At 67.7% G+C, this 25191-nt stretch carries 21 protein-coding genes and 1 riboswitch; of the genes, 16 read left to right on the forward strand and 5 right to left on the reverse strand.

Annotated elements, in window-relative coordinates:
- The first annotated feature begins 268 nt into the window (after window positions 1-268).
- A complete protein-coding gene (locus tag AC07XB_RS21465; protein ID WP_492830325.1) occupies window positions 269-1948 on the forward strand; it encodes a GMC family oxidoreductase in 1680 nt (559 codons plus the stop codon).
- Window positions 1949-1990: 42 nt separating this feature from the next.
- On the opposite strand, the gene AC07XB_RS21470 is transcribed toward AC07XB_RS21465, so the two are convergent.
- The gene (locus AC07XB_RS21470) at window positions 1991-3535 is read right to left on the reverse strand and encodes a methyl-accepting chemotaxis protein (RefSeq protein ID WP_492812914.1); all 1545 of its coding nucleotides are present in this window, start codon (window positions 3533-3535) and stop codon (window positions 1991-1993) included.
- Between the two features lie 186 nt (window positions 3536-3721).
- Entirely contained in the window at window positions 3722-5383 is a 1662-nt protein-coding gene (locus AC07XB_RS21475; protein ID WP_492830327.1) for an acyl-CoA dehydrogenase family protein, read from the reverse strand.
- A 267-nt stretch (window positions 5384-5650) separates the two neighbouring features.
- Here AC07XB_RS21475 and AC07XB_RS21480 point away from each other — a divergent pair, with 267 nt between their 5' ends.
- From AC07XB_RS21480 to AC07XB_RS21520, 9 genes are all read left to right on the forward strand, one after another.
- The gene (locus tag AC07XB_RS21480; protein WP_492812918.1) at window positions 5651-7042 is read left to right on the forward strand and encodes an RtcB family protein; all 1392 of its coding nucleotides are present in this window, start codon (window positions 5651-5653) and stop codon (window positions 7040-7042) included.
- 191 nt (window positions 7043-7233) lie between these two features.
- A riboswitch (TPP riboswitch) is annotated at window positions 7234-7335 on the forward strand.
- Window positions 7336-7438: 103 nt separating this feature from the next.
- Window positions 7439-9325, forward strand: a complete 1887-nt coding sequence (thiC, locus tag AC07XB_RS21485; RefSeq protein ID WP_441641114.1) for a phosphomethylpyrimidine synthase ThiC — start codon at window positions 7439-7441, stop codon at window positions 9323-9325.
- Between the two features lie 141 nt (window positions 9326-9466).
- Window positions 9467-10645: an FAD-dependent oxidoreductase gene (locus AC07XB_RS21490; protein ID WP_492812920.1), complete on the forward strand. Its 1179-nt coding sequence runs from the start codon at window positions 9467-9469 to the stop codon at window positions 10643-10645.
- A 12-nt stretch (window positions 10646-10657) separates the two neighbouring features.
- The gene (gene thiS / locus AC07XB_RS21495; protein WP_150989923.1) at window positions 10658-10855 is read left to right on the forward strand and encodes a sulfur carrier protein ThiS; all 198 of its coding nucleotides are present in this window, start codon (window positions 10658-10660) and stop codon (window positions 10853-10855) included.
- Between the two features lie 6 nt (window positions 10856-10861).
- The gene (locus tag AC07XB_RS21500; protein WP_492830329.1) at window positions 10862-11710 is read left to right on the forward strand and encodes a thiazole synthase; all 849 of its coding nucleotides are present in this window, start codon (window positions 10862-10864) and stop codon (window positions 11708-11710) included.
- Window positions 11707-12840 carry a thiamine phosphate synthase gene (locus AC07XB_RS21505; protein WP_492812922.1) on the forward strand — a complete coding sequence of 378 codons (1134 nt, stop codon included), beginning with the start codon at window positions 11707-11709 and terminating at the stop codon, window positions 12838-12840. The genes AC07XB_RS21500 and AC07XB_RS21505 overlap by 4 nt, the downstream gene beginning before the upstream one ends.
- A gap of 343 nt (window positions 12841-13183) precedes the next feature.
- Entirely contained in the window at window positions 13184-13687 is a 504-nt protein-coding gene (locus AC07XB_RS21510; protein ID WP_492373936.1) for a GNAT family N-acetyltransferase, read from the forward strand.
- A gap of 59 nt (window positions 13688-13746) precedes the next feature.
- Entirely contained in the window at window positions 13747-14523 is a 777-nt protein-coding gene (locus AC07XB_RS21515) for an AAA family ATPase (protein WP_492830331.1), read from the forward strand.
- On the forward strand, window positions 14524-14841 hold the full coding sequence (locus AC07XB_RS21520) for a hypothetical protein (protein ID WP_492830333.1): 318 nt from the start codon (window positions 14524-14526) through the stop codon (window positions 14839-14841). It abuts the gene before it with no gap.
- A gap of 20 nt (window positions 14842-14861) precedes the next feature.
- Here the strand turns inward: AC07XB_RS21520 and AC07XB_RS21525 are convergent, their stop codons facing one another.
- Window positions 14862-16631 carry a sigma-54 interaction domain-containing protein gene (locus AC07XB_RS21525; protein ID WP_492830335.1) on the reverse strand — a complete coding sequence of 590 codons (1770 nt, stop codon included), beginning with the start codon at window positions 16629-16631 and terminating at the stop codon, window positions 14862-14864.
- A 162-nt stretch (window positions 16632-16793) separates the two neighbouring features.
- Between AC07XB_RS21525 and AC07XB_RS21530 the strand changes: the two genes are divergently transcribed.
- The 6 genes from AC07XB_RS21530 to AC07XB_RS21555 are packed head-to-tail and all read left to right on the forward strand — an operon-like array spanning window position 16794 to window position 23650.
- Window positions 16794-18341 carry an acyl-CoA carboxylase subunit beta gene (locus AC07XB_RS21530; RefSeq protein ID WP_043343137.1) on the forward strand — a complete coding sequence of 516 codons (1548 nt, stop codon included), beginning with the start codon at window positions 16794-16796 and terminating at the stop codon, window positions 18339-18341.
- Between the two features lie 51 nt (window positions 18342-18392).
- A complete protein-coding gene (locus tag AC07XB_RS21535) occupies window positions 18393-19403 on the forward strand; it encodes a tripartite tricarboxylate transporter substrate binding protein (RefSeq protein WP_492830337.1) in 1011 nt (336 codons plus the stop codon).
- Window position 19404: 1 nt separating this feature from the next.
- Window positions 19405-21516, forward strand: a complete 2112-nt coding sequence (locus AC07XB_RS21540) for an acetate--CoA ligase family protein (RefSeq protein ID WP_492830339.1) — start codon at window positions 19405-19407, stop codon at window positions 21514-21516.
- Window positions 21513-22961 (forward strand): acetyl-CoA carboxylase biotin carboxylase subunit, encoded by a 1449-nt coding sequence (locus AC07XB_RS21545; protein ID WP_492830341.1) that lies wholly within the window; start codon window positions 21513-21515, stop codon window positions 22959-22961. The genes AC07XB_RS21540 and AC07XB_RS21545 overlap by 4 nt, the downstream gene beginning before the upstream one ends.
- Window positions 22961-23173: an acyl-CoA carboxylase biotin carboxyl carrier protein subunit gene (locus AC07XB_RS21550; RefSeq protein ID WP_492373943.1), complete on the forward strand. Its 213-nt coding sequence runs from the start codon at window positions 22961-22963 to the stop codon at window positions 23171-23173. Before AC07XB_RS21545 ends, AC07XB_RS21550 begins: the two co-directional genes overlap by 1 nt.
- Window positions 23174-23203: 30 nt before the next feature.
- Window positions 23204-23650, forward strand: a complete 447-nt coding sequence (locus AC07XB_RS21555; RefSeq protein ID WP_150989937.1) for a PaaI family thioesterase — start codon at window positions 23204-23206, stop codon at window positions 23648-23650.
- Window positions 23651-23654: 4 nt separating this feature from the next.
- Here the strand turns inward: AC07XB_RS21555 and AC07XB_RS21560 are convergent, their stop codons facing one another.
- Both AC07XB_RS21560 and thiD read right to left on the reverse strand, forming a co-directional pair.
- Window positions 23655-24095 carry a PGDYG domain-containing protein gene (locus AC07XB_RS21560; protein ID WP_492373944.1) on the reverse strand — a complete coding sequence of 147 codons (441 nt, stop codon included), beginning with the start codon at window positions 24093-24095 and terminating at the stop codon, window positions 23655-23657.
- Window positions 24096-24359: 264 nt separating this feature from the next.
- Window positions 24360-25190 (reverse strand): bifunctional hydroxymethylpyrimidine kinase/phosphomethylpyrimidine kinase, encoded by an 831-nt coding sequence (gene thiD / locus AC07XB_RS21565; RefSeq protein WP_492830343.1) that lies wholly within the window; start codon window positions 25188-25190, stop codon window positions 24360-24362.
- Window position 25191 lies beyond the last annotated feature (1 nt).

Consider the following 25191-nt stretch of genomic DNA (forward strand, 5'->3'; position numbering starts at 1 on the left):
GCTGCCCTTGGCGCGCGCGGCGTTTCGATCCCCGCACCATATGCCATGCGGCGGCGCCTGACAATGGAGGCCGGCCACTAGCCGCGTGCTTCAAACAACCGTATACACCGACCCGCCTTCGTCCTTTCCAGTGCCCTGGCAAAGCCCTACACTGATTTCGCGGCATGCTTTCGGCGTGCCAGCCAGACCGGGTTGACCGGCATGCGCGGCCTGCCGAAGCGTTCGGCGCAACCCCGGCACACTGACCTCGGACCAGGCGGGGAAACGGATGGAAACCACCTTTGACTATCTCGTCGTTGGCGGCGGTTCGGCGGGGTGTGCCCTGGCCGGGCGGCTGGCCGACAGCGGCAGCGACAGCGTGGCTGTGCTCGAGACCGGCGGCCACGATCACCATGTGCTGGTGTCGACGCCGGCGGGCTGCGCCGCCATGCTGCCACGTGCCGGCAGCCATAATTACGGCTACCGCACCGTTGCGCAGCCCGGGCTGAACGGGCGCCGTGGCTACCAGCCGCGCGGGCGTGGCCTGGGGGGCAGTTCCTCGCTCAATGCCATGATCTACACGCGAGGCACGCCGGCGGACTACGACCGCTGGGCTTCGGCCGGCTGCGACGGCTGGGCCTGGGACGATGTGCTGCCCTATTTCCGCCGGGCCGAATGCAATGAGCGCGTGACCGGGCGCGACGACGATCCCTGGCACGGCGGCAGCGGCCCGCTCCATGTGTCGGACCTGCGCACGCCCAATCCCTTTGGCCAGCGCTTTATCGAGGCGGCCCAGCAGGCTGGCTATCGCCGCAACGACGACTTCAACGGCGTGGACCAGGAGGGCGCTGGCTGGTACCAGGTGACCCAGCATGGCGGCGAGCGCTGGAATGCCGCGCGCGCCTACCTGCACCGCGGCGACACCGCAGACGGCGCCAGCAATGGCGGGCGCGAGAACCTGGCTGTGATGACGGGCGCGCAGGTGCTGCGCATCGCGTTCGAAGGCCGCCACGCGGTGGGGGTGGTGGCGCGGCTGGATGGCCGCGAGACCCTGTTGCGGGCGCGCCGCGAGGTGATCGTGTCGGCCGGCGCGTTCGGCTCGCCGCAACTGCTGATGGTGTCAGGCGTCGGCCCTGCCTCGCATCTGCGCGAGCTAGGCATTCCCGTGGTGCACGACCTGCCTGGCGTGGGCGCCAACCTGCAGGACCATCTCGACGTCATCGTGCACAAGCGGGTGGCGGCGTCCGAGCTGTTCGGCGTCTCGGTGGGCGGCGCGTTTCGCCTGCTGGCCGAGATACTGCGCTACCGGCGCGAGCGCACCGGCATGCTGACTTCCAATTTTGCCGAGGCAGGCGCCTTCCTGAAGAGCCATGCCGGGCTGGACGAGCCGGACCTGCAACTGCATTTCGTGGTCGGCATGGCCGACGACCATATGCGCCGAATCCACCTGGGCCATGGCTATTCCTGCCACGTTTGCGTACTGCGCCCGAAAAGCCGGGGCGAGGTACGGCTGGCTTCGCCCGATATCCGCGAGGCGCCGATGATCGACCCGTGCTTCCTGTCGGACCCGCGGGATCTCGACGGCCTGGTGGCCGGCGTGCGGATTGTGCGCCGAATCCTGGCCCAGCCGCAACTGGCGGCGTTCGGCGGCAAGGAGCTGTATTCGGCGCACTTGCCAGCCGATGGCGGCGACGACAGCGCGATCCGCGCGATGATCCGCGCCCATGCCGATACCATCTACCATCCCGTCGGGACGTGCCGCATGGGCATGGACGAATACGCGGTGGTCGATCCGCAACTGCGCGTGCGGGGCGTGGAAGGCTTGCGCGTGGTGGATGCGTCGATCATGCCGACGCTGATTGGCGGCAACACCAATGCGCCGGCCATCATGATCGGCGAGCGCGCGCATGACCTGATCCGGCACGGCCCGCGCGTGGTGTTGCGGATGGCGGAGGTATTGGCCGTGTGAAGGGCCGTGTGAAGGGCGGGGGTCCGCCCCTCACACCCGCGCTCAGGCCGTAGCCAGGCGGAAGGTCGATACCGTGTCGCGCAGCTTGCCGGCCTGGTCATCCAGCGACTGCGCGGCAGCGGCCGCTTCTTCCACCAGCGCGGCATTTTGCTGCGTGACTTCGTCCATCTGGCCCACCGCCTGGTTGACCTGCTCGATGCCCGCGCTTTGCTCGTCGGAGGCAGCAGCGATCTCGGCAATGATGTCCGATACGCGCTTCACCGCGTTCTGGACTTCGCTCATGGTCTTGCCGGCATCCTCGGCTTGCGCCGAGCCCGTGCGCACAGTGTTGACCGAGCTGTCGATCAGGTCCTTGATTTCCTTGGCGGCGCTGGACGAGCGCTGCGCCAGGCTGCGCACCTCGCCGGCCACCACCGCGAAGCCCCGGCCTTGTTCGCCGGCGCGCGCGGCTTCCACCGCGGCATTGAGCGCCAGGATGTTGGTCTGGAAGGCGATGCCCTCGATCAGGCTGGTGATCTCCGCGATGCGGTTGGAACTGGTGCTGATCGCGCCCATGGTTTGCACCATCTGCTGCACGGCGGTGCTGCCGTGTTCGGCCACGCTGGCGGCATTGCCAGCCAGGCCGCTCGCCTGGCGCGCGTTGTCGGCGTTCTGGCGCACGGTGGTGGTGAGCTCTTCCATGCTCGATGCGGTCTGCTCCAGCGAGGCAGCCTGTTGTTCGGTCCGTGCCGACAAATCGGTATTGCCCGCGGCGATCTGGCGTGCCGCCACGCCGACGGAGTCGGTCGAATGGCGCACCTCGCGCAGCGCCACGGCTACCCGCTCCAGCAGGCGGTTGAAGGCAGCCGCGGTACGGCCGATCTCGTCCAGGCGGCCCACCGGTGCGCGGCGTTCCAGGTCCAGGGAGTCGCTGACGTATTCCAGGGTCTCCTCGATTTCGGCCAGGCTGCCGTGGATGCGGCGATACAGCGTCACGGCCAGCAAGCCGGTGACCAGCACTGCCACGACGATGACCGCCGAGAACACGCGAACCGCCGTGGTGTACTGCTCGCGATTTTGCGTCACGGCGAGCTCGCCCAGGTCGCCGTTATAGTTGATGTGATCGTCGATTGCCTTGCGCAAGGCGATCGATGCGTCGTTCAGTTCGCCGCTCACCAGCATGGCGTGGGCCGTGGCGAAATCGTTGGCGCGCGATTTCTCCAGCATGGCGGCACGCCCGGCGCGGTAGCGCTTGAGCGCGGCGCGGTCGGCTTCGAGCATCTTGCGGTCGGTATCGTCGCTGATGTCGTCGCGCTCATACTTTGCGGCGGTGGTGTCGAACTTCTCGTCGGCGCGGGCCAGGGCGGCTTCCGCTTCGGCCTTGGCCTTGGGGTCTTCGCTCATGGCGTGCCTGTAAAGCGAGATACGCATGGCGTTGACGTTGTCCTTGAGGGTGCCCAGGGTGCGTACGCTACCTAGCGTGTTGTCGTTGAAGTACTCAAAGCGCTGTTCCGACTCGCTGAGTTGCCAGATGCCGCCGAGGCCCACAACGAGCAAGGCGAGCAGGGCCAAGGATAAAGATAGCAACAGGCGTTGGCTGATGTTCATGTCGGGATGTCGGCACCCGCCGTGTAGCAGGGCGCGCCGCTTGGTCATTTAAAGGGGATCAATACGCACTTATGTATTAAGTGCATGACATTAATACCAAGGGATTTACGGCAGGACCTGCGCCGCCTGTAGCGCGATGGCCAGAAAAAAAAAAGCGTGACGAGGCGTGTGGCGCGGCCGCGTGCCTCAGGCCGGCCAGGCACGTGCGATCACCCGCGCCAGCGCGGTATCGTCGCCCTCCAGCGTGCCGAACACGCGGCCATGCTGGCGTCCCAGCCGGCTGGCCACGAAGCGCTCGGCATCGTCGGTGTCGGCGTGGGCGAGCATCAGCGCCGCTTGCGCGGTCAGCACCAGGCCCTGGGCAAAGCGCCGCGCGCCGGCTTCGAGGTGATCCGGCGCGTCGCGCAGCATCGCCTGCAGCGAGGCGAGTTCGGCCCGCACCGCCGGATGGCCGCCGGCGCGCCGGCCGAGGTCCTGCAATAGCCGCCCCGCGTCCTCGGGATTGCGCTGGAGCGCGCGCAGCACGTCCAGGCACATGATGTTGCCGGAGCCCTCCCAGATCGAGTTGACCGGCGCCTCGCGGTACAGCCGCGCCATCGGGCCTTCCTCCACGTAGCCGTTGCCGCCCCACACCTCCATGGCTTCGCCCGTCACCTCGATGGCCCGCTTGCAGACCCAGAACTTGGCCGCCGGCGTGACGATGCGCTTCCAGGCGGCGGCCAGCGGATCGGCATCGGCGCGCTCGAAGGCGTGCGCCAGTTCCATCATGAGCAGGGTCGCGGCCTGGCTTTCCAGCGCCAGGTCGGCCAGCACGTTGCGCATCAGCGGCTGCTCCGCCAGCAGGCGGCCGAACGCCATGCGATGCCGCGCGTGATGGATGGCCTGCACCAGCGCCGCGCGGATGATGGCGGCGCTGCCGATCACGCAATCCAGCCGGGTATAAGTGGCCATCTCGATGATGGTCGGGATGCCGCGGCCTTCCTCGCCGATCAGGATGCCGGTGGCCTCGCGGAATTCCACTTCGCTGCTGGCGTTGGAGCGGTTGCCCAGCTTGTCCTTGAGACGCTGGATCTGCACCGGGTTCTTGCTGCCGTCGTCGCGAAAGCGCGGCACGAAGAAGCACGACAGCGGCCCATCCTCCGCGCCCATGCGCGCCACCACCAGGTGGGCATCGCACATCGGGGCGGAGAAAAACCACTTGTGCCCGGTGATCGCGTACTCCGCGCCGCGGCCCTCGCCACGTACGGCGCGCGCGACGGTGGTGTTGCTGCGCACATCGGAGCCGCCTTGCTTTTCCGTCATGCCCATGCCGATCATCACGGCGTGCTTGTCGCGCCAGGGCAGGTCGCGCGGATCGTGCTCGGTGGCAAACAGCTTCGGCCCCAGTTCCGCGAACAGCGCCGCTTCCTTCTGCAGCACCGGGATGCTGGCGAACGTCATGGTGGGCGGGCACAGGGATCCGGATTCGGCCTGCGCCTGCAGGAAATAGCCGGCGGCGCGCGCCACCCACGCGCCCTCCCTGGGCTGCGCGAACGGCAGCGCTTGCAACTGCTGGCTGCGCAGCAGGGCCAGCAAGGCGTGCCATGCTGGCGGAAATTCCACTTCGTCGATGCGCTCGCCGGTGCGGCTGTGCGTATGCAGCTCGGGCGCGTGGCGATTGGCCTCGGCCGCCCACTGCTGCACATCGGGTTTGCCCAGGCGCGCGCCGAAGACATCGAGCGCACTGGCGTGCCAGCCGCCTCCAAGCCGCTCCAGCGCGGCGCGCAGCGCGGGGTCGCCGGTGAACAGGTTGTAGCCGGTCAGGTCCGGGACCTGGTTGAACACGCGGTGGGTGGCGGCTTCGGTCATGAGGTCTCCTGTGCAGTCTTCTGCGCGCGCGGCGCATGGGCATGCCTGATTGCATGGTAGAGCAAGCGGCGCGCTATGTGCGCGGGCTCGCGCTGTGTCCGGCCCCCAACACTTTGCGCCGTCATGGCAGGGCTCGCGGGCCGGGCGCTTGCCGTTCGCCGCTCCCCAGAGATACACTGCACGCTCCCTTCTCGACGCTGCTGCGCAGAAGGTACTTTTTGCCCCGGTTCCCCGGAGGCACTCCCGTACCTTGTATTCCCAGCAGCCATGTCCTCACTTCCCCGTCTTGAAAAAGCCCTGCAGCGCCAGGGCATCCATGTCGAGCGCAGCCAGGGTGTCTATCACCTGCGCAACGAACACGCGCAAGCCTCGGTGCTGTTGCCCGCCACGCTTGCCCTGGAAGCGAAAGCCGTACGGCAGTTGCTCGACTTCGCCGCGGTGCGTTCTGCGGACGGCCACCACGGCGTTTGCAAAGCCTGCGCCACGCCGGACTTTCATCCCGGCGGCATCGCGCCGGTAGGATCGATCGTTGCCACCGACGCGGATTTCGTCATTCCCGCCGCGATCGGTACCGACATCAACTGCGGCATGCGCCTGATCACCACAGGCCTGAAGCAAGCCGCCCTGCTGCCGCAGCAGGATGCCCTTGTGAGCAGGCTGACGCGTGCCCTGCTCGATAACGGCCGCGACGTGCCGGTGCATAGCGCCGCATTCCGTGCCTTGTTCGACGAGGGACCCGCCGCGTTCATCGATCGCGTGGCCCCCCAAGGCTTGTGGGCGCAGGTCGATCGTGACCGGCTGGAGGCCGAACTTGCCGCTTGCGTCGGGCTGGATGCGTTTGGCGGCAGTGCCCGCTATGCGCCGGATGCGCACGTCGGCAATCGCGAGGTCTTTCGCGATCCCTGTCTCGGCACGCCGGGCGGGGGCAATCATTTTGTCGAACTGCAGGTCGTGGACGAGATTTTCGACAGGCACGCCGCGTATCGCGTTGGCCTGGCGCCCGGCGATGTCGTGGCGATGATCCACAGTGGCTCGCGCGATGTCGGCTTCTACGTGGGCCGGCGCTGGATGGACCGGGCGCGCCAGGCCTGGCCCACCGGCCTGAAGCATCCGACTAGCGGGCTGTACGGCTTGGCGGGCAGCCTGGCGCACGAGTACCTGGTGGCCATGGGTACGGCGGCACGCTATGCCTGGGCCAACCGGGTAGTGCTGGCCGAACTCGTGCGCAAGGAGCTGGCCGAATTGTGCGGCGCGACGGCTTCGCGACTGGTGGTCGACGTGCCGCATAACGTGGTGCTGCGCGAAAACGGCCTCAATATCCACCGCAAGGGCGCGACACCCGCGCATGACGGCGACCTGGCCCTGATCCCCGGTTCCATGGGGGATGCTTCCTATATAGTGAGCGGTTTGGGTCACACCGATTGGCTCTCGTCATGCAGCCACGGCGCCGGCCGCAGTGTCCGGCGCCAGGCCTTGCGCCGCTTGAAAAGCGATCATGCCAACGCCGAGTGGCGCTGCGTCACGCTGCGCGAGGAGCGCAGGGTGGAAGAAGCGCCCGAGGCCTACAAGCCGATCGGTCCGGTGCTGCAGGCACAGGAAGAGGCCGGGCTGATCGAAGCCGTGGCGCGGTTGAAGCCTTGGGTGACCTTCAAGGCTTGAAATCACGGCGGTGCTCGAATGGTGTTCGAATGGCAGTGCATGCGCACGCTAAGTCATGGTGCATTGCAGCGTAATGGTGTGCATGCCATTGTCTGGGGGCCGCATGGCCCTCAGCCATACCTCGACGCACGACACTCCAGATTGAAACAGGGGTGGTCAAGCCCCGAGCCTTGTGCTTAAATTCACCCCGTTGGATGAAACAGGGGTGCCGTACGGATGGGCCGTGCGGCTGAGAGAGTCCCTTCGAACCCGATCCGGCTAGTACCGGCGTGGGAAGTTTCATGGTTACCGAACAGCTCCTGCCTTCTCCAAGGCACATGACCCGGCCACACCGCCGCGGCCATGCTCACAGGGCTCCTGGTTTCGTCCATCCCCGCAAGAGAGAGGACGACACCCATGGCCCGCACAAATACCGCCCCCGCCGCATCTTTCGAGTCGCTTGAAACCGATCTCGACAAAAAGTTTGCCTATCCGGCATCCAGCAAGACCTACCTGACCGGCAGCCGCCCCGATATCCGCGTGCCGCTGCGCACGATCCTGCAGACGTCCACGCGCACGGACAAGGGCGAGATGTCCAATCCGCCGATTCCCGTGTATGACACGTCGGGCCCGTACAGCGATCCGGACATCCATATCGACCTGAAGGCCGGCTTGCCCTCGGTACGCGGCAAGTGGATCGAAGAGCGCGGCGACACCGAAGTGCTGTCCGGCCTGTCGTCGGAGTACGGCCTGGCGCGCGCCGCCGATCCGGCCACCGCCCACCTGCGCTTTGCCCAGCTGACCAACCCGCGCCGCGCCAAGGCCGGCGCCAACGTGTCGCAGATGCACTATGCACGCCGCGGCATCATCACGCCCGAGATGGAATACGTGGCGCTGCGCGAGTCGCTGAACCTGCAAGCGCTGTACGACAAGCCCGAATACAAGGCGTTGCTGCGCCAGCACCCCGGCAATGCGCTGGGTGCCGCGCTGCCGCTGCGCCCGGAAGACATGACGCCGGAATTCGTGCGCCGCGAAATCGCTGCCGGCCGCGCCATCATTCCCGCCAACATCAACCACACCGAGCTGGAGCCGATGGCGATCGGGCGCAATTTCCGCGTCAAGATCAACGGCAACCTGGGCAACTCCGCCGTGACGTCGTCGCTGGCCGAGGAAGTGGAAAAGATGGTGTGGTCGATCCGCTGGGGCGCCGACACCATCATGGACCTGTCCACCGGCAAGCACATCCATGAGACCCGCGAGTGGATCCTGCGCAACTCGCCGGTGCCTATCGGCACGGTGCCCATCTACCAGGCGCTGGACAAGACCGGCGGCGTCGCCGAGGACCTGACCTGGGAAATGTTCCGCGACACGCTGATCGAGCAGGCGGAGCAGGGCGTGGACTACTTCACCATCCACGCCGGCGTGCTGCTGCGCTATGTGCCGATGACCGCGGACCGTGTCACGGGCATCGTCTCGCGCGGTGGTTCGATCATGGCCAAGTGGTGCCTGGCGCATCACAAGGAAAACTTCCTGTACACGCACTTCGACGAGATCTGCGAAATCATGAAGGCGTACGACGTGTCGTTCAGCCTGGGTGATGGCCTGCGTCCGGGTTGTATCGCCGACTCCAACGACGATGCACAGTTCGGTGAGCTGCGCACGCTCGGCGAGCTGACCGACAAGGCCTGGAAGCACGATGTGCAGGTCATGATCGAAGGCCCGGGCCACGTGCCGCTGCAACGCATCCAGGCCAATATGGATGAAGAGCTCAAGCACTGCTATGAGGCCCCGTTCTACACGCTCGGACCGCTGGTGACGGACATCGCCCCCGGCTATGACCACATCACCAGCGGCATCGGTGCGGCCAACATCGGCTGGATGGGCACCGCCATGCTGTGCTACGTCACGCCGAAGGAACACCTGGGCTTGCCGGACAAGGAAGACGTGCGCGAAGGCATCATCACCTACAAGATCGCCGCTCACGCGGCCGACCTTGCCAAGGGCTGGCCGGGCGCGCAGCTGCGCGACAACGCACTGTCCAAGGCACGTTTCGAGTTCCGCTGGGAAGACCAGTTCAACCTCGGCCTGGACCCGGAACGCGCGCGTTCGTACCACGACGCCACGCTGCCGGCCGAAGGCGCCAAGATCGCGCATTTCTGCTCGATGTGCGGTCCCAAGTTCTGCTCGATGAAGATCACGCAGGAAGTGCGCGACTACGCTGCCTCGCTCAAGCCCGAAGCCGAGCAAGGCATGCAGGAAAAGTCGATCGAGTTCGTCAAGAGCGGCAGCAAGATCTACTCGTAAGGCGTAGGGCCATGGTGCGGCGCATGCCCGTGCAGCGCCGCACGCGAAGTACCGTGCCCCTTCCCCGAAGGGGCACGCCATGACTTAAAGGAGGCCGGTGCTCGCCGCGCCATCGCGGCGAGCACCGGCACAACCATCCCCATGACAACGCAGTCGTTTGATGTGGCCGTGCTCGGCGCCGGCCTGGCCGGGCGCCTTTCCGCCTGGCAACTGGTGCGTGCCGGCCTGCGCGTGGCGCTGGTCGAGCGCGGTGGCCCCGACGGCGTTGGCTCCGCCGCGCACGTCGCCGCGGCAATGCTCGCGCCCCTGGCGGAATCCGCCATTGCCGAGCGCCGCATCGTCGAGCTTGGCACCGCCAGCGTCGACTTGTGGCGCACCTGGGTGGCCGAATTGCCGGAGCCGGTGTTCTTCCAGGAAGACGGCACGCTGGTGGTATGGCATACCCGCGACCGCAGCGAGATGTCGCTGTTTACCAGCCGGGTGCGCGCCGTGGCGCCGCCCGAACTGGTGGCCGAGCGCATGCGCGCGCTGGACGGCAATGGCGTGGCCGCGCTCGAGCCCGCGCTCGCGGGCCGTTTCTCCCAGGGACTGCTGCTGGCCGGCGAAGGCCAGCTGGACAATCGCGGCACGCTGCGCGCATTGCTGGCTTGCGCGGTGGCAAGCGGGCTGCATTGCGTCTGGGAGGCTGGTGAAATCGAAGCGGGCGACCTGCCCGCGCTGGGTATCTGCGCGCGCACCGTGCTGGATTGCCGTGGCCTGGGCGCCCGCGCCGCCTGGCCGGGGCAGCCCGCCGCGCACGGCAGCATGCCGGGATTACGCGGCCTGCGCGGTGAAGTCGTGCGTGTGCACGCACCCGAGGTCAAGCTGCATCGCCCGGTGCGCCTGCTGCATCCGCGTTACCCGATCTATATCGCGCCCAAGCCCAACGACCTCTACGTGATCGGCGCCACCGAGCTCGAAAGCGAAGATGATTCGCCGATGAGCGTGCGCTCCGCGCTGGAGCTGCTTTCCGCGGCGTATTCGCTGCACCCCGCCTTTGGCGAGGCGCGCGTGCTGGAACTCAATGTGCAGCGCCGCCCGACGCGCCCGGACCACCTGCCGGCCATCCGGGTCGACCAGCATGCCCGCATCGTGCGCCTCAATGGCCTGTACCGGCACGGCTTCCTGATCGCCCCGGCGGTCACCGAGGCCGCCTGCCAGGTGGTGCGGGCTCTGCTCGACGACGATCCTGCCGCGCATGCCGTGCCCGCTTCGGTGCGCTGGCCGGGCATGATCGCGGCCGCGCTCGATACCGTCGCCGGCTCGCCGGTGCTGCACTGAACGACAATGACCATGGATATCCTGCTCAACGGCCGTCCGCTCGCCCTTGCCGATAACGCCACGCTGGCCGATGCGGTGGCGGGCGCCGGCATCGCGCCGCCATTTGCCGCCGCGCTCAACGGCCAGTTCGTGCCACGCGCCGCGCATGCGGCCACCGTGCTCGCCGCCGGCGATCGTATCGACCTCGTGCAACCCGTGACGGGAGGCTGACCCCAAATGACCTTCAATTCCGCAGAACCCCGGCGCGACCTGTTCGCCGACCCCTTCGTGCTCTATGGCGAGTCGTTTGCCTCGCGCCTGTTGCTGGGTACCGCGCGCTATCCGTCTCCCGCCACGCTGCAGGCCGCGGTGGAGGTGGCCCGGCCCGCCATGCTGACGGTGGCGCTGCGCCGCCAGGGCTCGGTCGGCGATGGCGAGGGCGGCCAGGCTTTCTGGCAGATGCTGCGCTCGCTGAACGTGCCGGTGCTGCCCAATACCGCTGGCTGCATGGCGCCGCAGGAAGCCATCACCACCGCCATGATGGCGCGCGAAGTGTTCGAGACCGACTGGATCAAGCTTGAGCTGGTGGGCGACGATTACACGCTGCAGCCCGATACGCTCAACCTGCCCGCCGTGGCCGAGACGCTGATCAAGGAGGGCTTCAAGGTGCTGCCGTATTGCACGGAGGACCTCGTACTGTGCCGCCGCCTGCTGGACGTGGGCTGCCAGGCGCTGATGCCCTGGGCCGCGCCCATCGGCACCGGGAAGGGCGCCGTCAATCCGCACGCCATGCGCCTGTTGCGCGAACGCTTGCCGGATACCCCGCTGATCGTCGACGCCGGCCTCGGGCTGCCGTCGCACGCGGCCCAGGTGCTGGAGTGGGGCTACGATGGTGTGCTGCTGAACACCGCAGTGGCGCAGGCTGCTTATCCGGTCAACATGGCACGCGCCTTCGCGCTGGCTGTGGACGCGGGCCGCACCGCCTACCTGGCCGGCCCCATGCCGGAGCGCGATATCGCGCAGGCCAGCACCCCGGTGGTGGGCATGCCGTTCTGGCACGCCGAAGGCGCGGAGGACCACGCATGACCCGCAATCTTCTCCCGGCCGGCATCGACGCCGCGCTGCGCGACACGCTGCTGGCGCGCTATGGCGCCACCTTCGGCACCAGCGACAAGGCCTGGCGCGCGTGGGTGCAGGGCAACGCCCCCGCCGCGCTCGGCGATGCCGACGTGGTGCTGTTCGACGGCGAGGCCGACGAGGCCACGCTGGCGCGCATTGCCGGCGCCGGCGCCATCGCCATCGAGAGCGACCGCGAAGGCGGGCAATGGAGCGACACCGTGCGCTCGCCGATGGGCACCTGGGTCTTCAGTGCCCATGCCGACGACGACACCGCGCATTCGCCGGCCTTCGTCGCCGCGCTGCTGGCTTGCCTGGCGCTGCATTTCCCCGCGCACGATGCGCTCTGCCTGGCGCGCGCCTGGCAGCCGGGCTCGCTGGACTGGCCGGTGGACTTCGCGCGCTTCCCGCACGTGCGCCACGCCGCGCTGGTCGCGCCGGAGCAGCGCGCCGAGCCCTTCGCACCGTGCCCGCCGCTGGGTTTGTACGCGGTGGTGCCCAGCGCCGAATGGATCGAGCGGCTGGTGCCGCTGGCGGTGCCCACCGTGCAGCTGCGCTTCAAGTCCGACGACGTGCAGGCCGTGCGCAGCGAGATTGAGCGCGCCGCCAAGGCCGCGCGCGGCAGCGCTTCGCGCTTGTTCATCAACGATCACTGGCGGGCTGCCATCGACTACCACGCCAGCCAGGGTGGCGACAGCGGCATCTATGGCATCCACCTCGGCCAGGAAGACCTCGACGAGGCCGACCTCGATGCGCTGCGCGCCTCCGGGCTGCGCCTTGGCGTGTCCACGCACGGTTATGCCGAGATGCTGCGCGTGGCCACCATCGGCCCGAGCTACCTGGCGCTGGGTGCGATCTTCCCGACCACCACCAAAATCATGCCGACCGCGCCGCAGGGCCTGGGCCGCTTCCACGCCTACGTCAAGCTGATGCAGCCCGTGGTGCCCTCGCTGGTGGGCATCGGCGGCGTCGATGCGGCGCGCTTGCCGGAGGTGCTGGCGGCTGGCGTTGGCAGCGCGGCCGTGGTGCGCGCGATTACCGAGGCGGCTGACGTGCCTGCGGCGGTGACGAATCTGCTGGGGATGTTTCCGGCGGCGTGATGCATGGGGCCCGGAGGATGGGCAAGCACGCGTGCGTGTGACTGTCCATACTCTGGGCCAGCGCCCGCCCTCTCCCCCGGCCCCTCTCCCACAAGTGGGAGAGGGGAGCAAACCAGCGGGCCTGAACGAAGCCGCAGAACGGGCCAAAGCTGCGCGCCATGACGACGGCTGTCTCTCCCTCTCCCCTCAGGGGGAGAGGGCCGGGGAGAGGGGTGGCTTAGCTAGGAGCCACTTGAAGCGGAGCCCTCGGTTTTGTCCCGCACGACGCTTATCGGGCTTCCGCCCTCTCCCGCGCAGCGGATGAGGGGGGGAGCCCGAACTTGCCACATACCGCCGCGCCCCGATGCCAGTCATTCGCTTAGCAACTCCCGAAGACGTACCCGGCCTGCCTGCCATCGAACGCGCGGCGGCTGAACTATTCCCCGAATCCGACCTGCCTCCCGCGCTGCGCCAGCAAGTCACGCCGCTCGAAGACCTGCAACGCGCGCAGCGTGAGCGCCGCCTGTGGGTCGCTATCGCCCCCGACGGCACGCCAGCCGGCTTCGCGCTCGCCAGCGTGCTTGGCCAGCATGCCTGCCTTGATGAGATGGACGTCCACCCCGCCCACGCCCGCCGTGGCATTGGCCGCGCACTTGTGCGCGCCGTAGCCGATGGTTTGCGCCGGCAAGGCCTGCAGTCGCTCCATCTCACCACCTTCAGCCACCTGCCGTGGAACGCGCCGTTCTACGCAAGCCTCGGCTTTCGCCATCTCGATGAAGCCGATCTCAGCCCGGCGCTCTGCGCCGCACTGGCGCGCGAGGCGGCGCTCGGCTTGCGCCAACGCATCGCCATGCGCCTGGCGTTGTGAGCCACGCCGGCGCCGAACGGCGTTACGATAGTGCCGTGCCATCCACTCCGGCGAACCCCATGATCTCGTCCCAGTTCATCAGCCGCGTCACCCTGCGGCGCGACATCGTCGACAGCTTCGAGCGCTACCCCTTCAGCCTGCCCGCGGTGCGCACGCTGGAAGCGATGGAGATGCACCCCAAGGTGACCTTCCTGGTTGGCGAGAACGGATCGGGCAAGTCCACGCTGATGGAAGCCATTGCCGTGGCCATGGGTTACAACGCCGAGGGCGGCTCGCGCAATTTCAGCTTCGGCACGCGTCGGTCGCATTCGGTGCTGCACGAATACCTGCGCGTTGCGCGCGGCTTCAAGCGCCCGCGCGATGGCTTCTTCCTGCGCGCGGAGAGCTTCTTCAACGTGGCCACGGAAATCGAGCGCCTGGACCAGGAGCCGGCCTTCAGCCCGCCCGTCATCAACGCCTACGGCGGGCGTTCGTTGCACGAGCAATCGCATGGCGAATCGTTTCTCGCGCTGATGATGCATCGCTTTGGCGGCAATGGGCTCTACCTGCTCGACGAGCCCGAGGCGGCGCTGTCGCCGCAGCGGCAACTGGCGGTGCTGTCGCGCATCCATGATCTGGCCGAAGACGGCTCGCAGTTCATCATCGCTACGCACTCGCCGATCCTGATGGCCTATCCCAACGCGTGGATCTACACCTGCTCGCCGGACGGCATGGCGCGGATCGACTATCAGGACACCGAACACTTTCGCGTGACGCGCGATTTCCTGGCCAATCCCGAGCGCATGCTGCGCGTGCTGTTTGGCGACGAGCCGGGCGGCGAGAGAGGGCCGATCTAAATGCTCCGCTATCCCACGCTGATCGTTTCCCTGTTGATGCTGCTTCTTACATTCAGTGCCGGGGATGGGCACTGGATCGCCGGTGCTGGCATGCTTGACCGAGCGTTACAGGGCGGCGCCTTTGTCTGGATTTTCCTGTTTTGCTTCCTGGCCTACATTCCGCTCCTGGTGCTGGTAGCCAGCTACACGCTGCGGGATCTGCTGGCGCTCTACCTGTATAAGAACCGGCGCGCTGTCGTCAGCCTGTTCTTGTTTTCCGTGATGCCAACCATTGCGCTTTACCGCTTCAATGCCTGGTTTGTCCGGGAGTTCCTGTAGGCGCTGGAAAACGCCTGCGCTCAGCCGCGCGCGCCACGCGCCAGGATCTTGTACAGATGCGAGCGTGAAATGCGCAGTTGCTCCGCCGCGCGCTTCTTGTTGCCACCGTGCCGCGCGATGGCCTGCAGCACGGCCTCGTACGCGACTTCCCGCAGGTCCGCCGGCGATGCGGCGCGCGCGTTGATCCCAGCCTCATTCGCCGCCTCATTCGCCGCCTCGTCCAGTGCCTCGCCATACGGCAACGGCGGCTCGCTCAGACCGTACGCCACCGCGCTTTCCTCGCCCCGGGCGAAATCCGCCGCGCGCAGCACGCGTGCGTCGCAGAACACCAGCGCTTCTTCGATCTTCTGCCTGAGCTGGCGCACATTGCCCGGCCATCGCCGCTCGGCCAGATAGCGCGGCACCTCGGAGGCCACTTCCGGCACCGGCACCTGGTTGCGCGCGCAGAAGCCGCGCACGAAATGGGTCAACAGGGCAGGGATGTCCTCGCGCCGCTGGCCCAGCGCGGGAATGCGCAGCACCACGCCGCTCAGGCGGTAGTACAGATCCAGGCGGAAGCGTCCGCCATCGATCAGCGCCTGGATGTCGCGGTTGGTTGCCGCTACCAGCCGGAAGTCCACGCGCTGCGCCTGCCGGCTGCCCAGCCGTTCCACCATATGGTCCTCCAGCACGCGCAGCAGCTTGACCTGCATCTCCATCGGGATATCGGCAACCTCGTCGAGGAACAGCGTGCCGCCTGCCGCCTGCTCCAGCTTGCCGGCCTGCCCAAGGCGATGGCTGCCGGTGAAGGCGCCCGCCGCATGCCCGAACAGCTCGGCCTCGATCAGCGTGGCGGGCAGCGCGGCCAGGTTCAGGCTGACCAGCGGCTTGCCCTGGGCCGCGCGGCTGGCGCCGTGGATGGCGCGTGCCACCAGTTCCTTGCCGGTGCCGCTTTCGCCGAGGATCAGCACCGGCACGTCCAGCCGCGCTACGGTGTCGATCTCTCGGCGCAGCCGCTGCATGGGTGCGCTATCGCCAATCAGCAGGCCGGGGCCGGCGCCGGCCTGCTGCTCGCGCAACGCGTCGAGCTCGCGTTGTGTTTGCGCCAGTTGCGAGCGCAATTGCGTCATCTCGCGGTGCATGCGGCCGATGGCTTCAGGCTCCTTGAAGAGGATCTGGCCGATGGCGCCAAGCACCTCGCCTGCGGCACTGATCGGGATGCGGTTCACCACGCGTGTCACCCCGTTCATCTCCTGCAACTGCCCGATCTCGGCTTTGCCGCTGACGGCCACCTGCGCTAGGCGCGAATTGGGGATGACGTCCACCGCGGGCCGGCCCGTGCCTTCACCGGTGCGCAGGCCGAGGAATTTTTCGTGCACCGGGCTGATGAAGCGCACGTTGCCCGCGCGGTCCGCCACGGTGATGGCCTGGTAGGGGTTGGTGATGAAGTGATCGAGGATCGCGCCGGCAAAGGGTACCGCGCCGAGGAAGTCAAAGAGGGCTGCGTCACGCTCGGCAGGGCGCAGCAGGATGACCTGCCGCTCGCGGTCGCTCAGACGCATGGCGATGAAGCGGTGCGCGGGCTTGCTGTCGGGGCCAGGCAGGCTGCATTCGAACAGGCGGCCGGCATCCTGGGGGGTGTTGCCGTCGCCGGCGAGCCCTGCGCTGGCGGCTAGCGCGGCGGTTGCCAGCGTGGCGTTGGCGGCGAGTCCCAGGCTGGCTAGTACGTCTCCCGCGTGGCTGGCGACCAGTACGCCGAGGTTGTCTTCAGTGCCGGGGAAAGTGTCTTCGGGTGTCGCTGATGACGACATGTTGTGTCTCCGTCGTGGGCACTTTTGTGTCCTTATTGCGGACACAATATCAGCGAGCCATAAAAAGAACAATGAAATCAAGGGCCGGTGCGCCTGGCACGTTTGCTGCATTTATGCGTCTAGATAGCCCACGACCATAACAACAGCACTAAGGAGACCGCCGTGTCCTGGCAGCCCGAAATCGATGAACTGGCCTACCGCAAGCAACTCGCCGCGCAGCTCGGCGGCCCCGACAAGGTCAAGCGGCACAAGGACGCCGGCAAGCTGACCGTGCGCGAGCGCATCGACGCGATCGCCGATGCCGGATCGTTCCGCGAGGTGGGCGCGCTCACCGGCAGCGGCCAGTACGACAGCAATGGCCGCCTGGTGGGCCTCACGCCCGCCAACCTGGTGATGGGGCGCGCCAAGGTGGACGGCCGCCCGGTGGTGCTGGTGGGCGATGACTTCACCGTGCGCGGCGGCGCCAACGACGGTGCCGTTGGCGAGAAGCTGATCCATGCAGAGAAGATGGCGCACGACCTGCGCTTGCCCATGGTGCGGCTGGTAGACGGCACCGGCGGTGGCGGCTCCGTGCGCAATATCGAGAACAAGGGCTACACCAACATCCCCACCATGAAGGTGTGGCAGCACGTGGTGGAGAACATGTCGCTGGTGCCGGTGGTGTCGCTGGCGCTGGGCTCGGTGGCCGGCATGGGCGCGGCGCGCGTGGCCGCGAGCCACTACTCGGTGATGGTCAAGGGCACCGCGCAATTGTTCAACGCCGGCCCGCCGGTGGTGGCGCGCATTGGCCAGGTACTGGAAAAGAACGAGCTCGGCGGCAGCCAGATCCATACGCGCAATGGCGTGGTCGATGACGAAGTGGCGAGCGAGGAAGAAGCCTTTGCGCGCGCGCGCCGCTTCCTGTCCTACCTGCCGGGCTCGGTGCATGAACTGCCGCCGCGCGTTGAGCCAACCGACGATCCCGCCCGCCGCGATGAGTGGCTGCTCAGCGCGATCCCGCGCGACAGCCGCTCCGTCTACAAGGTGCGCCCCATTGTCGAGACGCTGGTGGACCAGGGCTCCTTTTTCGAGATGGGCCGGCACTGGGGCCGCGCCATCGTGACCGGGCTGGCCCGCGTGGATGGCTGGCCGGTGGCGGTGGTGGCGAGCGATCCGTATCACTACGGCGGTGGCTGGGACGGCCCCACCGCGGAGAAATTCATCCGCTTCGTGGACCTGGCCGAAGCCTTCCACCTGCCGGTGATCAATATGGTCGATATCGCCGGCTTCCAGATCGGCCTGGAAGCCGAGAAGGCCGGCACCATGCGCTACGGCGTGCGCGCGCTGGCCGCGGTGTACCAGGCCACCACGCCGTGGTGCTCCGTGATCCTGCGCCGCGCCTATGGCGTGGCGGCGGCGGGGCACCAGCATATGGGCCGCTTCAACTTCCGCTATGCATGGCCGTCCGGCAACTGGGGCTCGCTGCCGATCGAGGGCGGGCTGGAGGTTGCCTACAAGGCCGAGATCGAAGGCGCCGACGACCCCGTGCAAAAGCGCGCCGAGATCGAGCAGCGTGTGCGCAGCCTGACGTCGCCGTTCCGCAGCGCCGAAGCCTTCGTGGTGGAAGACATCATCGACCCGCGCGATACGCGCTCGCTGCTGTGCGAGTTCGCCAACCTGGCGGCGCCGCTGCGCGAGCCGGGCGTGCGCAAGTTCGGCATCCGGCCCTGAGACGAGAGACCGTCCGGCAAATCAGACACAAACAAAATAATGGAGACCGCCTTGCCCAATCACCGACCTATCCTTGCGCACCGCCCCACCCTCAATGCCATCGTTACCGCCACGCTGGCCGTTGGCGCCGCACTGCCGGGCGCCACCGGCGCGCAGGCGCAGGAGCACTGGCCGCAGAAGCCCGTCACCATCGTCGTGCCGTTTCCCGCCGGCGGCATGACCGACCTGCTGGCGCGCCGCATCGCGCGCGACATGCAGGCCGAGTTCAAGCAGCCGTTCGTGGTGGATAACCGCGCCGGCGCCAGCGGCCAGATCGGCACCGAGATCGTCGCGCGCGCCAACCCGGACGGCTACACGCTGCTGGTCAGCGCCACGCACCAGGTGATCAATCCCGCGGTGCGGCCCAAGCTGCCGTACAACGCCAGCAAGGACTTCACCCCGATCGCGCTGTTGGCGACCACGCCCAACGTGCTGGTGGTGAACAACAATGTGCCGGTGTCGAACCTGCAGGAATTCCTTGCGTACGCGAGGAAGCAAAAGGAAGGCTTGTCGTTCGGCTCATCCAGCATTGGCGGCGCCACGCATATGTCGGGGGAGTTGCTGCGGCTGATGACCAACACGCCGCTGACGCATATTCCCTACAAGGGCGCGGCGCCGGCGCTGTCGGACCTGCTCGGCGGCCAGATCCCCGCGCTGTTCCATGACGTGATGACGATGGCGCCCTATGTGAAGGACGGCAAGGTCAAGGCCATCGGCGTGACCTCGGCCAAGCGCAGCGAGGCCTTGCCCAATGTGCCCACCATTGCCGAGCAGGGCGTGCCCGGCTACGAGGCCACCACGTGGATTGGCTTCTATGGCCCGGCCAACCTGCCCAAGCCGCTGGTGGAGCGCCTGAACCGCGACGCCGTGAAGAGCATGAACACGGCGGAATCCAAGGCTAACCTGGCGCAGAGCGGCACCACGCCCGGCACGCTGAGTGCCGAGCAGTTCGGCGCGTTTATGCAGGCGGAACTAGTCAAGTGGAAGCGCGTGGCCACCGAAGCCAAGGTGAAGGTGGATTGAGATGAGCGACAACATGCTTGAACTGCTGGCCCCGCGTTCGGTTGCCATCCTTGGCGCCTCCGATAATCCGATCAAGGCCGGCGGCCGGCCGATCGATTACATGCGCCGCTACGGCTTTGCCGGGCGTGTGTATCCGGTCAACCCCAAACGCGCGCAGATCCAGGGCCTGCAGGCCTATCCCGAACTGGCCGCGCTGCCCGATGCGCCCGATGTCGTGGTGATCAGTGTCGCGGGGCAGGAGGTCGAACAGGCCATCGACCAGTGCCTGGCGGTCAATGCGCGCGCAGCGGTGATTTATTCCTCGGGCTTTGCGGAGCTTGGCGAAGCCGGCGCGGCGCAGCAGCGCAGGCTGGTCGAGCGCGCGCGCGCGGGCGGTTTGCGCTTGTTCGGCCCCAATACGCAGGGTGTGGCCAATTTCCGCGATGGGGCCATCCTGCATTTTTCGACCATGATCAACGAGGAGGCCGGCCAGGACGGGCCGGTCGCCATCGTCAGCCAGAGCGGCGCGGGCTCTTCCATCGTCTACGGTGGCCTGCGCCGCAAGGGCATCGGCGTGCGCTATATGGTGGCGACCGGCAACGAGGCGGACATCACTGCCGCAGAGGTGCTGCGCGCGGTCGCGGCCGATCCGGACATCCGGGTGCTGCTGCTCTATATCGAATCGCTGAAAGACCCGGCTGTGCTGGCGCAGGCCGCGCGTGTCGCGCATCAGCGCGACATTCCCATCCTGGCGGTCAAAGCTGGCCGCACGCAGGCCGGGCAACTCACCGCCAGCTCGCACACCGGCGCGCTGGCCGGTGAGGATGCACTAGCCGACGCCTTCCTGCGCCAGCACGGCATCCAGCGCGTGGCGGATTTCCGCGAGCTGGTCGAGTACAGCCAGGTGTTTATCGGCGGGCAGCGTCCGCGTGGACGCAAGGTAGTGGCGATCAGCAATTCCGGCGCCACATGCGTACTGGCGGCCGATGCCGCCGAGGATCAGGGCCTCGCGCTGTGCCAGTTCGAAGGCGAGGGGGAAGCCGCGCTCAAGGCAGTGCTTCCAGCGTTTGTGTCGGCGCGCAATCCGATCGACATGACCACTGCGCTGCTGGGCCAGCCGCACATCTACGGGCAGACGCTGGAAGTGGTGGCCGCGCAGCGCCAGGCCGACATGATCTACGTGGGCTTTCCTATCGGCGGCGAGGGCTACGACTTTGCCGATTTCTCCGCGCAGACCGGCCGCTTTGCCTCGGCCAGCGGCGTGCCGGTGGCGGTCAGCGCCAACCAGGAATGGGTGGCGCAGGCGTTCCGCGCGCAAGGCGTGCCGGTGTTCGACAGCGAGCGTGCCGCCATGCGCGCGCTGGGCATGCTCGCGCGGCACGCGGCGATGAATGCCGCCGCGTTGGCCGAGCCCGCCGCGCTGCCGCCGGTGTTCGCCAAGGACAATGCGGCTCCCAACGTATCGCTCGACGAAGTGGCAAGCCTGGCGGCGCTGGCGCAGGCCGGTCTGCCGGTCGTGCGGCACCGCCTGTGCCGCAGCGTGGATGACGTGCGCCGCGCGCTGGGCGAACTGGGCACGCCAGTGGTTGCCAAGGGCGTTTCGTCCGATATCACGCACAAGTCCGAGCTAGGGCTGGTGCGCCTCGGCCTTGCCGACGAGGCGCAGGCACTGGCTGCCTTCCATGACCTGGACCGTATGCTGCGAGGGCTGTCTGCCAGCCAGGGCATCCAGCATGGCGGCGTCTTGCTGGCGCGCCAGCAACGCGGCGCTTTCGAGCTGGCGGTGGGCGCGCACATCGACGACGTCTACGGACCGGTGGTGATGGTGGGGCAGGGCGGCGTGCTGGTCGAAGCGATAGACGACGTGCAGTTTCTCGTCGCGCCCTTCAACGCCGCGCAGGCGCGCGAGGCCATCGGCCGGCTGCGCATTGCGCGCGCCTTCGGCGCGCTGCGCGGCATGGAGGCGGTCGATGTGGACGCGCTGGCGCAAATGCTGGTGCGCGTGGGCGACTGGATGGTGGGCGCGCAAGGACAGGTACGCTCGGTCGACGCCAATCCGGTCATGGTGAGCCGCGCCGGCGTGGCGCCGGTGCTGGTCGACGCGGTAGTGATCCGCGCGGGAGAGACTTCATGATTGCCACGACGAAGGCTTGCGAATCGGTACGTCCGTTGCGTCCGTTGCGTCCGTTGCGTCCCTTGCGTCGCGTGCTGGTCGCGAATCGCGGCGCGGTAGCGGCGCGCATCATCCGCGCGCTGCGCGGGCTGGGCCTGGAATCGGTCGCGGTGTACTCGGATGCCGACGCTGGCTTGCCCTACCTGCGCGAAGCCGATGCCGCGCTGCGCCTGGGCGAAGCGCCGCCGCTGGCCAGCTACCTGGACCAGGACAAGCTGCTGGAAGCCGCGCGCGCCAGTGGCGCCGATGCGGTGCATCCCGGCTATGGCTTCCTGTCGGAAAACGCCGCTTTCGCCGAGCGCGTGGAAGCCGCCGGCCTGTGCTTTATCGGCCCGTCCCCGCATTGGATCCGGCGCCTTGGCCACAAGACCGAAGCGCGCGCTTTCATGGCCGCGCAAGGCATGCCGCTGGCGCCCAGCTCCGAGGTGCTGCCCGACGACATGGACACCGTCGCCGCTGCGGCAGAGCGTATCGGCTATCCGGTGCTGATCAAGCCCGCCGGCGGTGGCGGCGGCATCGGCATGGTGCCGGTACGTGACGCGGCCGGCTTGGCCGCTGCCTGGCAGCAGGCGCGCTCGGTGGCGCAGCGCAGCTTTGGCCAGGCCGAGCTGTACCTGGAGAAGCTGGTCGAGCAGCCGCGCCATATCGAGTTCCAGGTGCTGGCCGACCGCCACGGCGGCGTGCGCATCCTGTGGGAGCGCGATTGCTCCGTGCAGCGCCGTCATCAGAAAGTCATCGAGGAAGCGCGCGCGCACGGGCTGGACCGTGCCGAGGTGCAAGCCATGGCGGCCAAGCTCTCGGCGCTGCTGTCCGGCATCGGCTACGACGTGATCGGCACGGTGGAAATGCTGCACACGCCGGCCACCGGATTTGTCTTCCTGGAGATGAACACGCGCCTGCAGGTGGAGCACGCCGTCACCGAGCAGATCACCGGCGTGGATATCGTGGCAGCGCAGATCCGGCTGGCGCGCGGCGAGCGCATCGATGATGTGCTGCCGGGCGGCCAGGTCCACGCGCAAGGCCATGCCATCGAGGCGCGCGTGTATGCCGAGGACCCGGTGCGCTTCTTCCCGTCGCCTGGCCCGCTGGAGGTGTTCCGCCCGCCGCAAGGCGAGGGCATCCGCGTGGAAACCGGCTACGCCGAAGGCGCCCGCATCACGCCGTACTACGACCCCATGCTGGCCAAGGTGATTGCCACCGGCGCCGATCGCGGCGAGGCCATCGCCACGCTGCGCGCGGCGCTGGGGGATTTCGCCATTGCCGGCGTCAAGACCAACATCCCTTTCATCCTGCGCGTGCTCGCGCATCCCGATTTCCTGGCCGGGCGCATCGATACCGCGCTCGCCCAGCGTGTGCTGGCCACGCCTGCCGCAGAGAACCCACAACCTACCCAGAGAGCTGCCTGATGAACAAGATCGAAGCCGCGGTAAGCGGCCATGTCTGCGCCATCCACATCGAAGTTGGCGCTACCATTGCGCCCGGCGACGCCGTGATGATGATCGAGTCCATGAAAATGGAGATACCGCTCGAATCCGAATATGCTGGCGTGGTCAAGGCCATCCTGGTGCGGCCCGGCGACGCCGTCGCCGAGGGCCAGGCGGTGGTGGAGCTCGCATAACGCGAAGAACGCGAATAAGGAAGAACTGTTTTGGAAAGTCCCGCTCAGATTGTCCCGGTAGCGCCGGGCACGCCCGAGAAACCCTACTTCGGCATCGACGTGCCGCTGATGCGCCATCTTGGCCTGCAGCCCGTGCGGATGGAAGAGGGCCTGTGCCACACGCGCCTGCCGGTCAGCCCGTTCTTGGTCAACAGCCGGGGCGACGTGCACGGCGGCACCTTGATGGCCACGCTGGATTTCACGCTCAGCGGCGCCGCGCGCTCGCATGCGCCGCTGGAAACCGGTGTGATCACCATCGATATGTCCACGCATTTCCTGGCTGCGGCACGCGGTGAACTGCACCTGGAAGCGCGCTGCATGCGGCGCGGCGCGCGCATCGCGTTTTGCGAGGGCGAAGTGAAGAACGCCGCTGGTGAAGTGGTTTGCGTGGCACGCGCGGCGTTCAAGCTGGTGCCGCTGAGCAGCGGCGGGGACTGACGCCTCAGGCGTTGCCGCTGGCCGGACGGTAGACCTGGGCGAAGCGCGCCTGCTGGACGATGCCGTAGTCGTTCGGGGCGTATTGCATCAGCCAGTCGCCAGCTGCGCCATGCAGTACGTCGCCGCCGGCTGAGCGGGCAATGCTGAAATCCTGGTCCATCCGTTTGGCCAGCACCACGCCAGGGATGTTCTGGTAGGCGCCATCCTGGCCGTGGGTGCCGGCTTGCAGCGGTTCGTACTTGGGGTCGAAGCGTTCGCGGGACACGACCCAGCGGTCGCCGGTGGAGCCGGTGATGATGGCGTCGCCGGGCCGGTAGCGGTTGGGGCCTTCGAGGCTGATGAGTTCGCCGGGTTCTTTGGCGAAGGCTACCTGTACCACTTCGTGCTTTTGGTATGGGGCGGCGGTGGGGTCGGTGCGCAGGTCGATCTGGGTGAGGGTGGGCATGGTGTGGCGGATGTCAGGCTGGGGCGCAAATCATACCGCTGGTCCGCTCCCCTCTCCCACTTGTGGGAGAGGGGTCGGGGGAGAGGGCGGGCGCTCGTTCCGCCTGCGTGCTGGACAAATCCGAGGGCTCCGCTTCCAGTGGCTCCTAGCTAAGCCACCCCTCTCCCCGGCCCTCTCCCCCTGAGGGGAGAGGGAGAAACAGCCGTCGTCATGGCGCGCGGCTTTGGCCCGTTCGACGGCTTCGTCCAGGGCCGCTGGCTTGCTTCATCCCAGCACCCGCGGCGCAAAGCTGTGGTTCAGCGGCCCGTTGCCCGTCCCAAGCGCAAAGTCAGCACCCGCCACAATCGCATCGGCCACGAAATCCAGCGCCACTTCCACCGCGTCTTCCAGCTTATCGCCCCTTGCCAACTGGGCAGCAATGGCCGCTGCCAGTGTGCAGCCGGTGCCATGCAGGTTGCGGGTGTCGACCCGCTGATGGCTGAACACGCGCACAGTGCCGTCGGCACTCAGCAGCAGGTCGTCCAGGCCGGCATCGGCCGGATCCAGGTGCCCGCCCTTGAGCAGCACCGCCGGGCAGCCCAGCGCGACCAGGTCGCGTGCCGCCTGCTCCATTTCATCACGCCGGGTGATCTTGCGGCCCAGCAGGTAGGATGCCTCGGGCAGGTTGGGCGTGACCAGCACGGCGCGCGGGAACAGCAGGCGCACCATGGCCTGGGTGGTGGCGTCGTCCGCCAGGGTGGCGCCGGAGGTGGAGATCATGACCGGGTCCACTACCAGCTGGCGAATGCCATGGCGGTCCACCGCGGCGGCTACCGCCTCGACGATGGCCGCGGTGCCCAGCATGCCGGTCTTGGCCGCATCCACGCCGATATCGCTGGCAACCGCATCGATCTGGGCCGCTACCATGTCGGCCGGGATGGCATGCACGCCGGTCACGCCGAGCGTGTTCTGCGCCGTGATGGCGGTGATCGCGCTCATGCCGAAGCAGCCCAGCGCCGCAAAGGTCTTGAGATCGGCCTGGATGCCGGCGCCGCCGCCCGAGTCGGAGCCGGCGATGGTCAGGGTGCGCGGGGGGCGGTGTGTCGTCAGGGTCATG

The organism is Cupriavidus sp. GW821-FHT02F09, assembly GCF_059421605.1.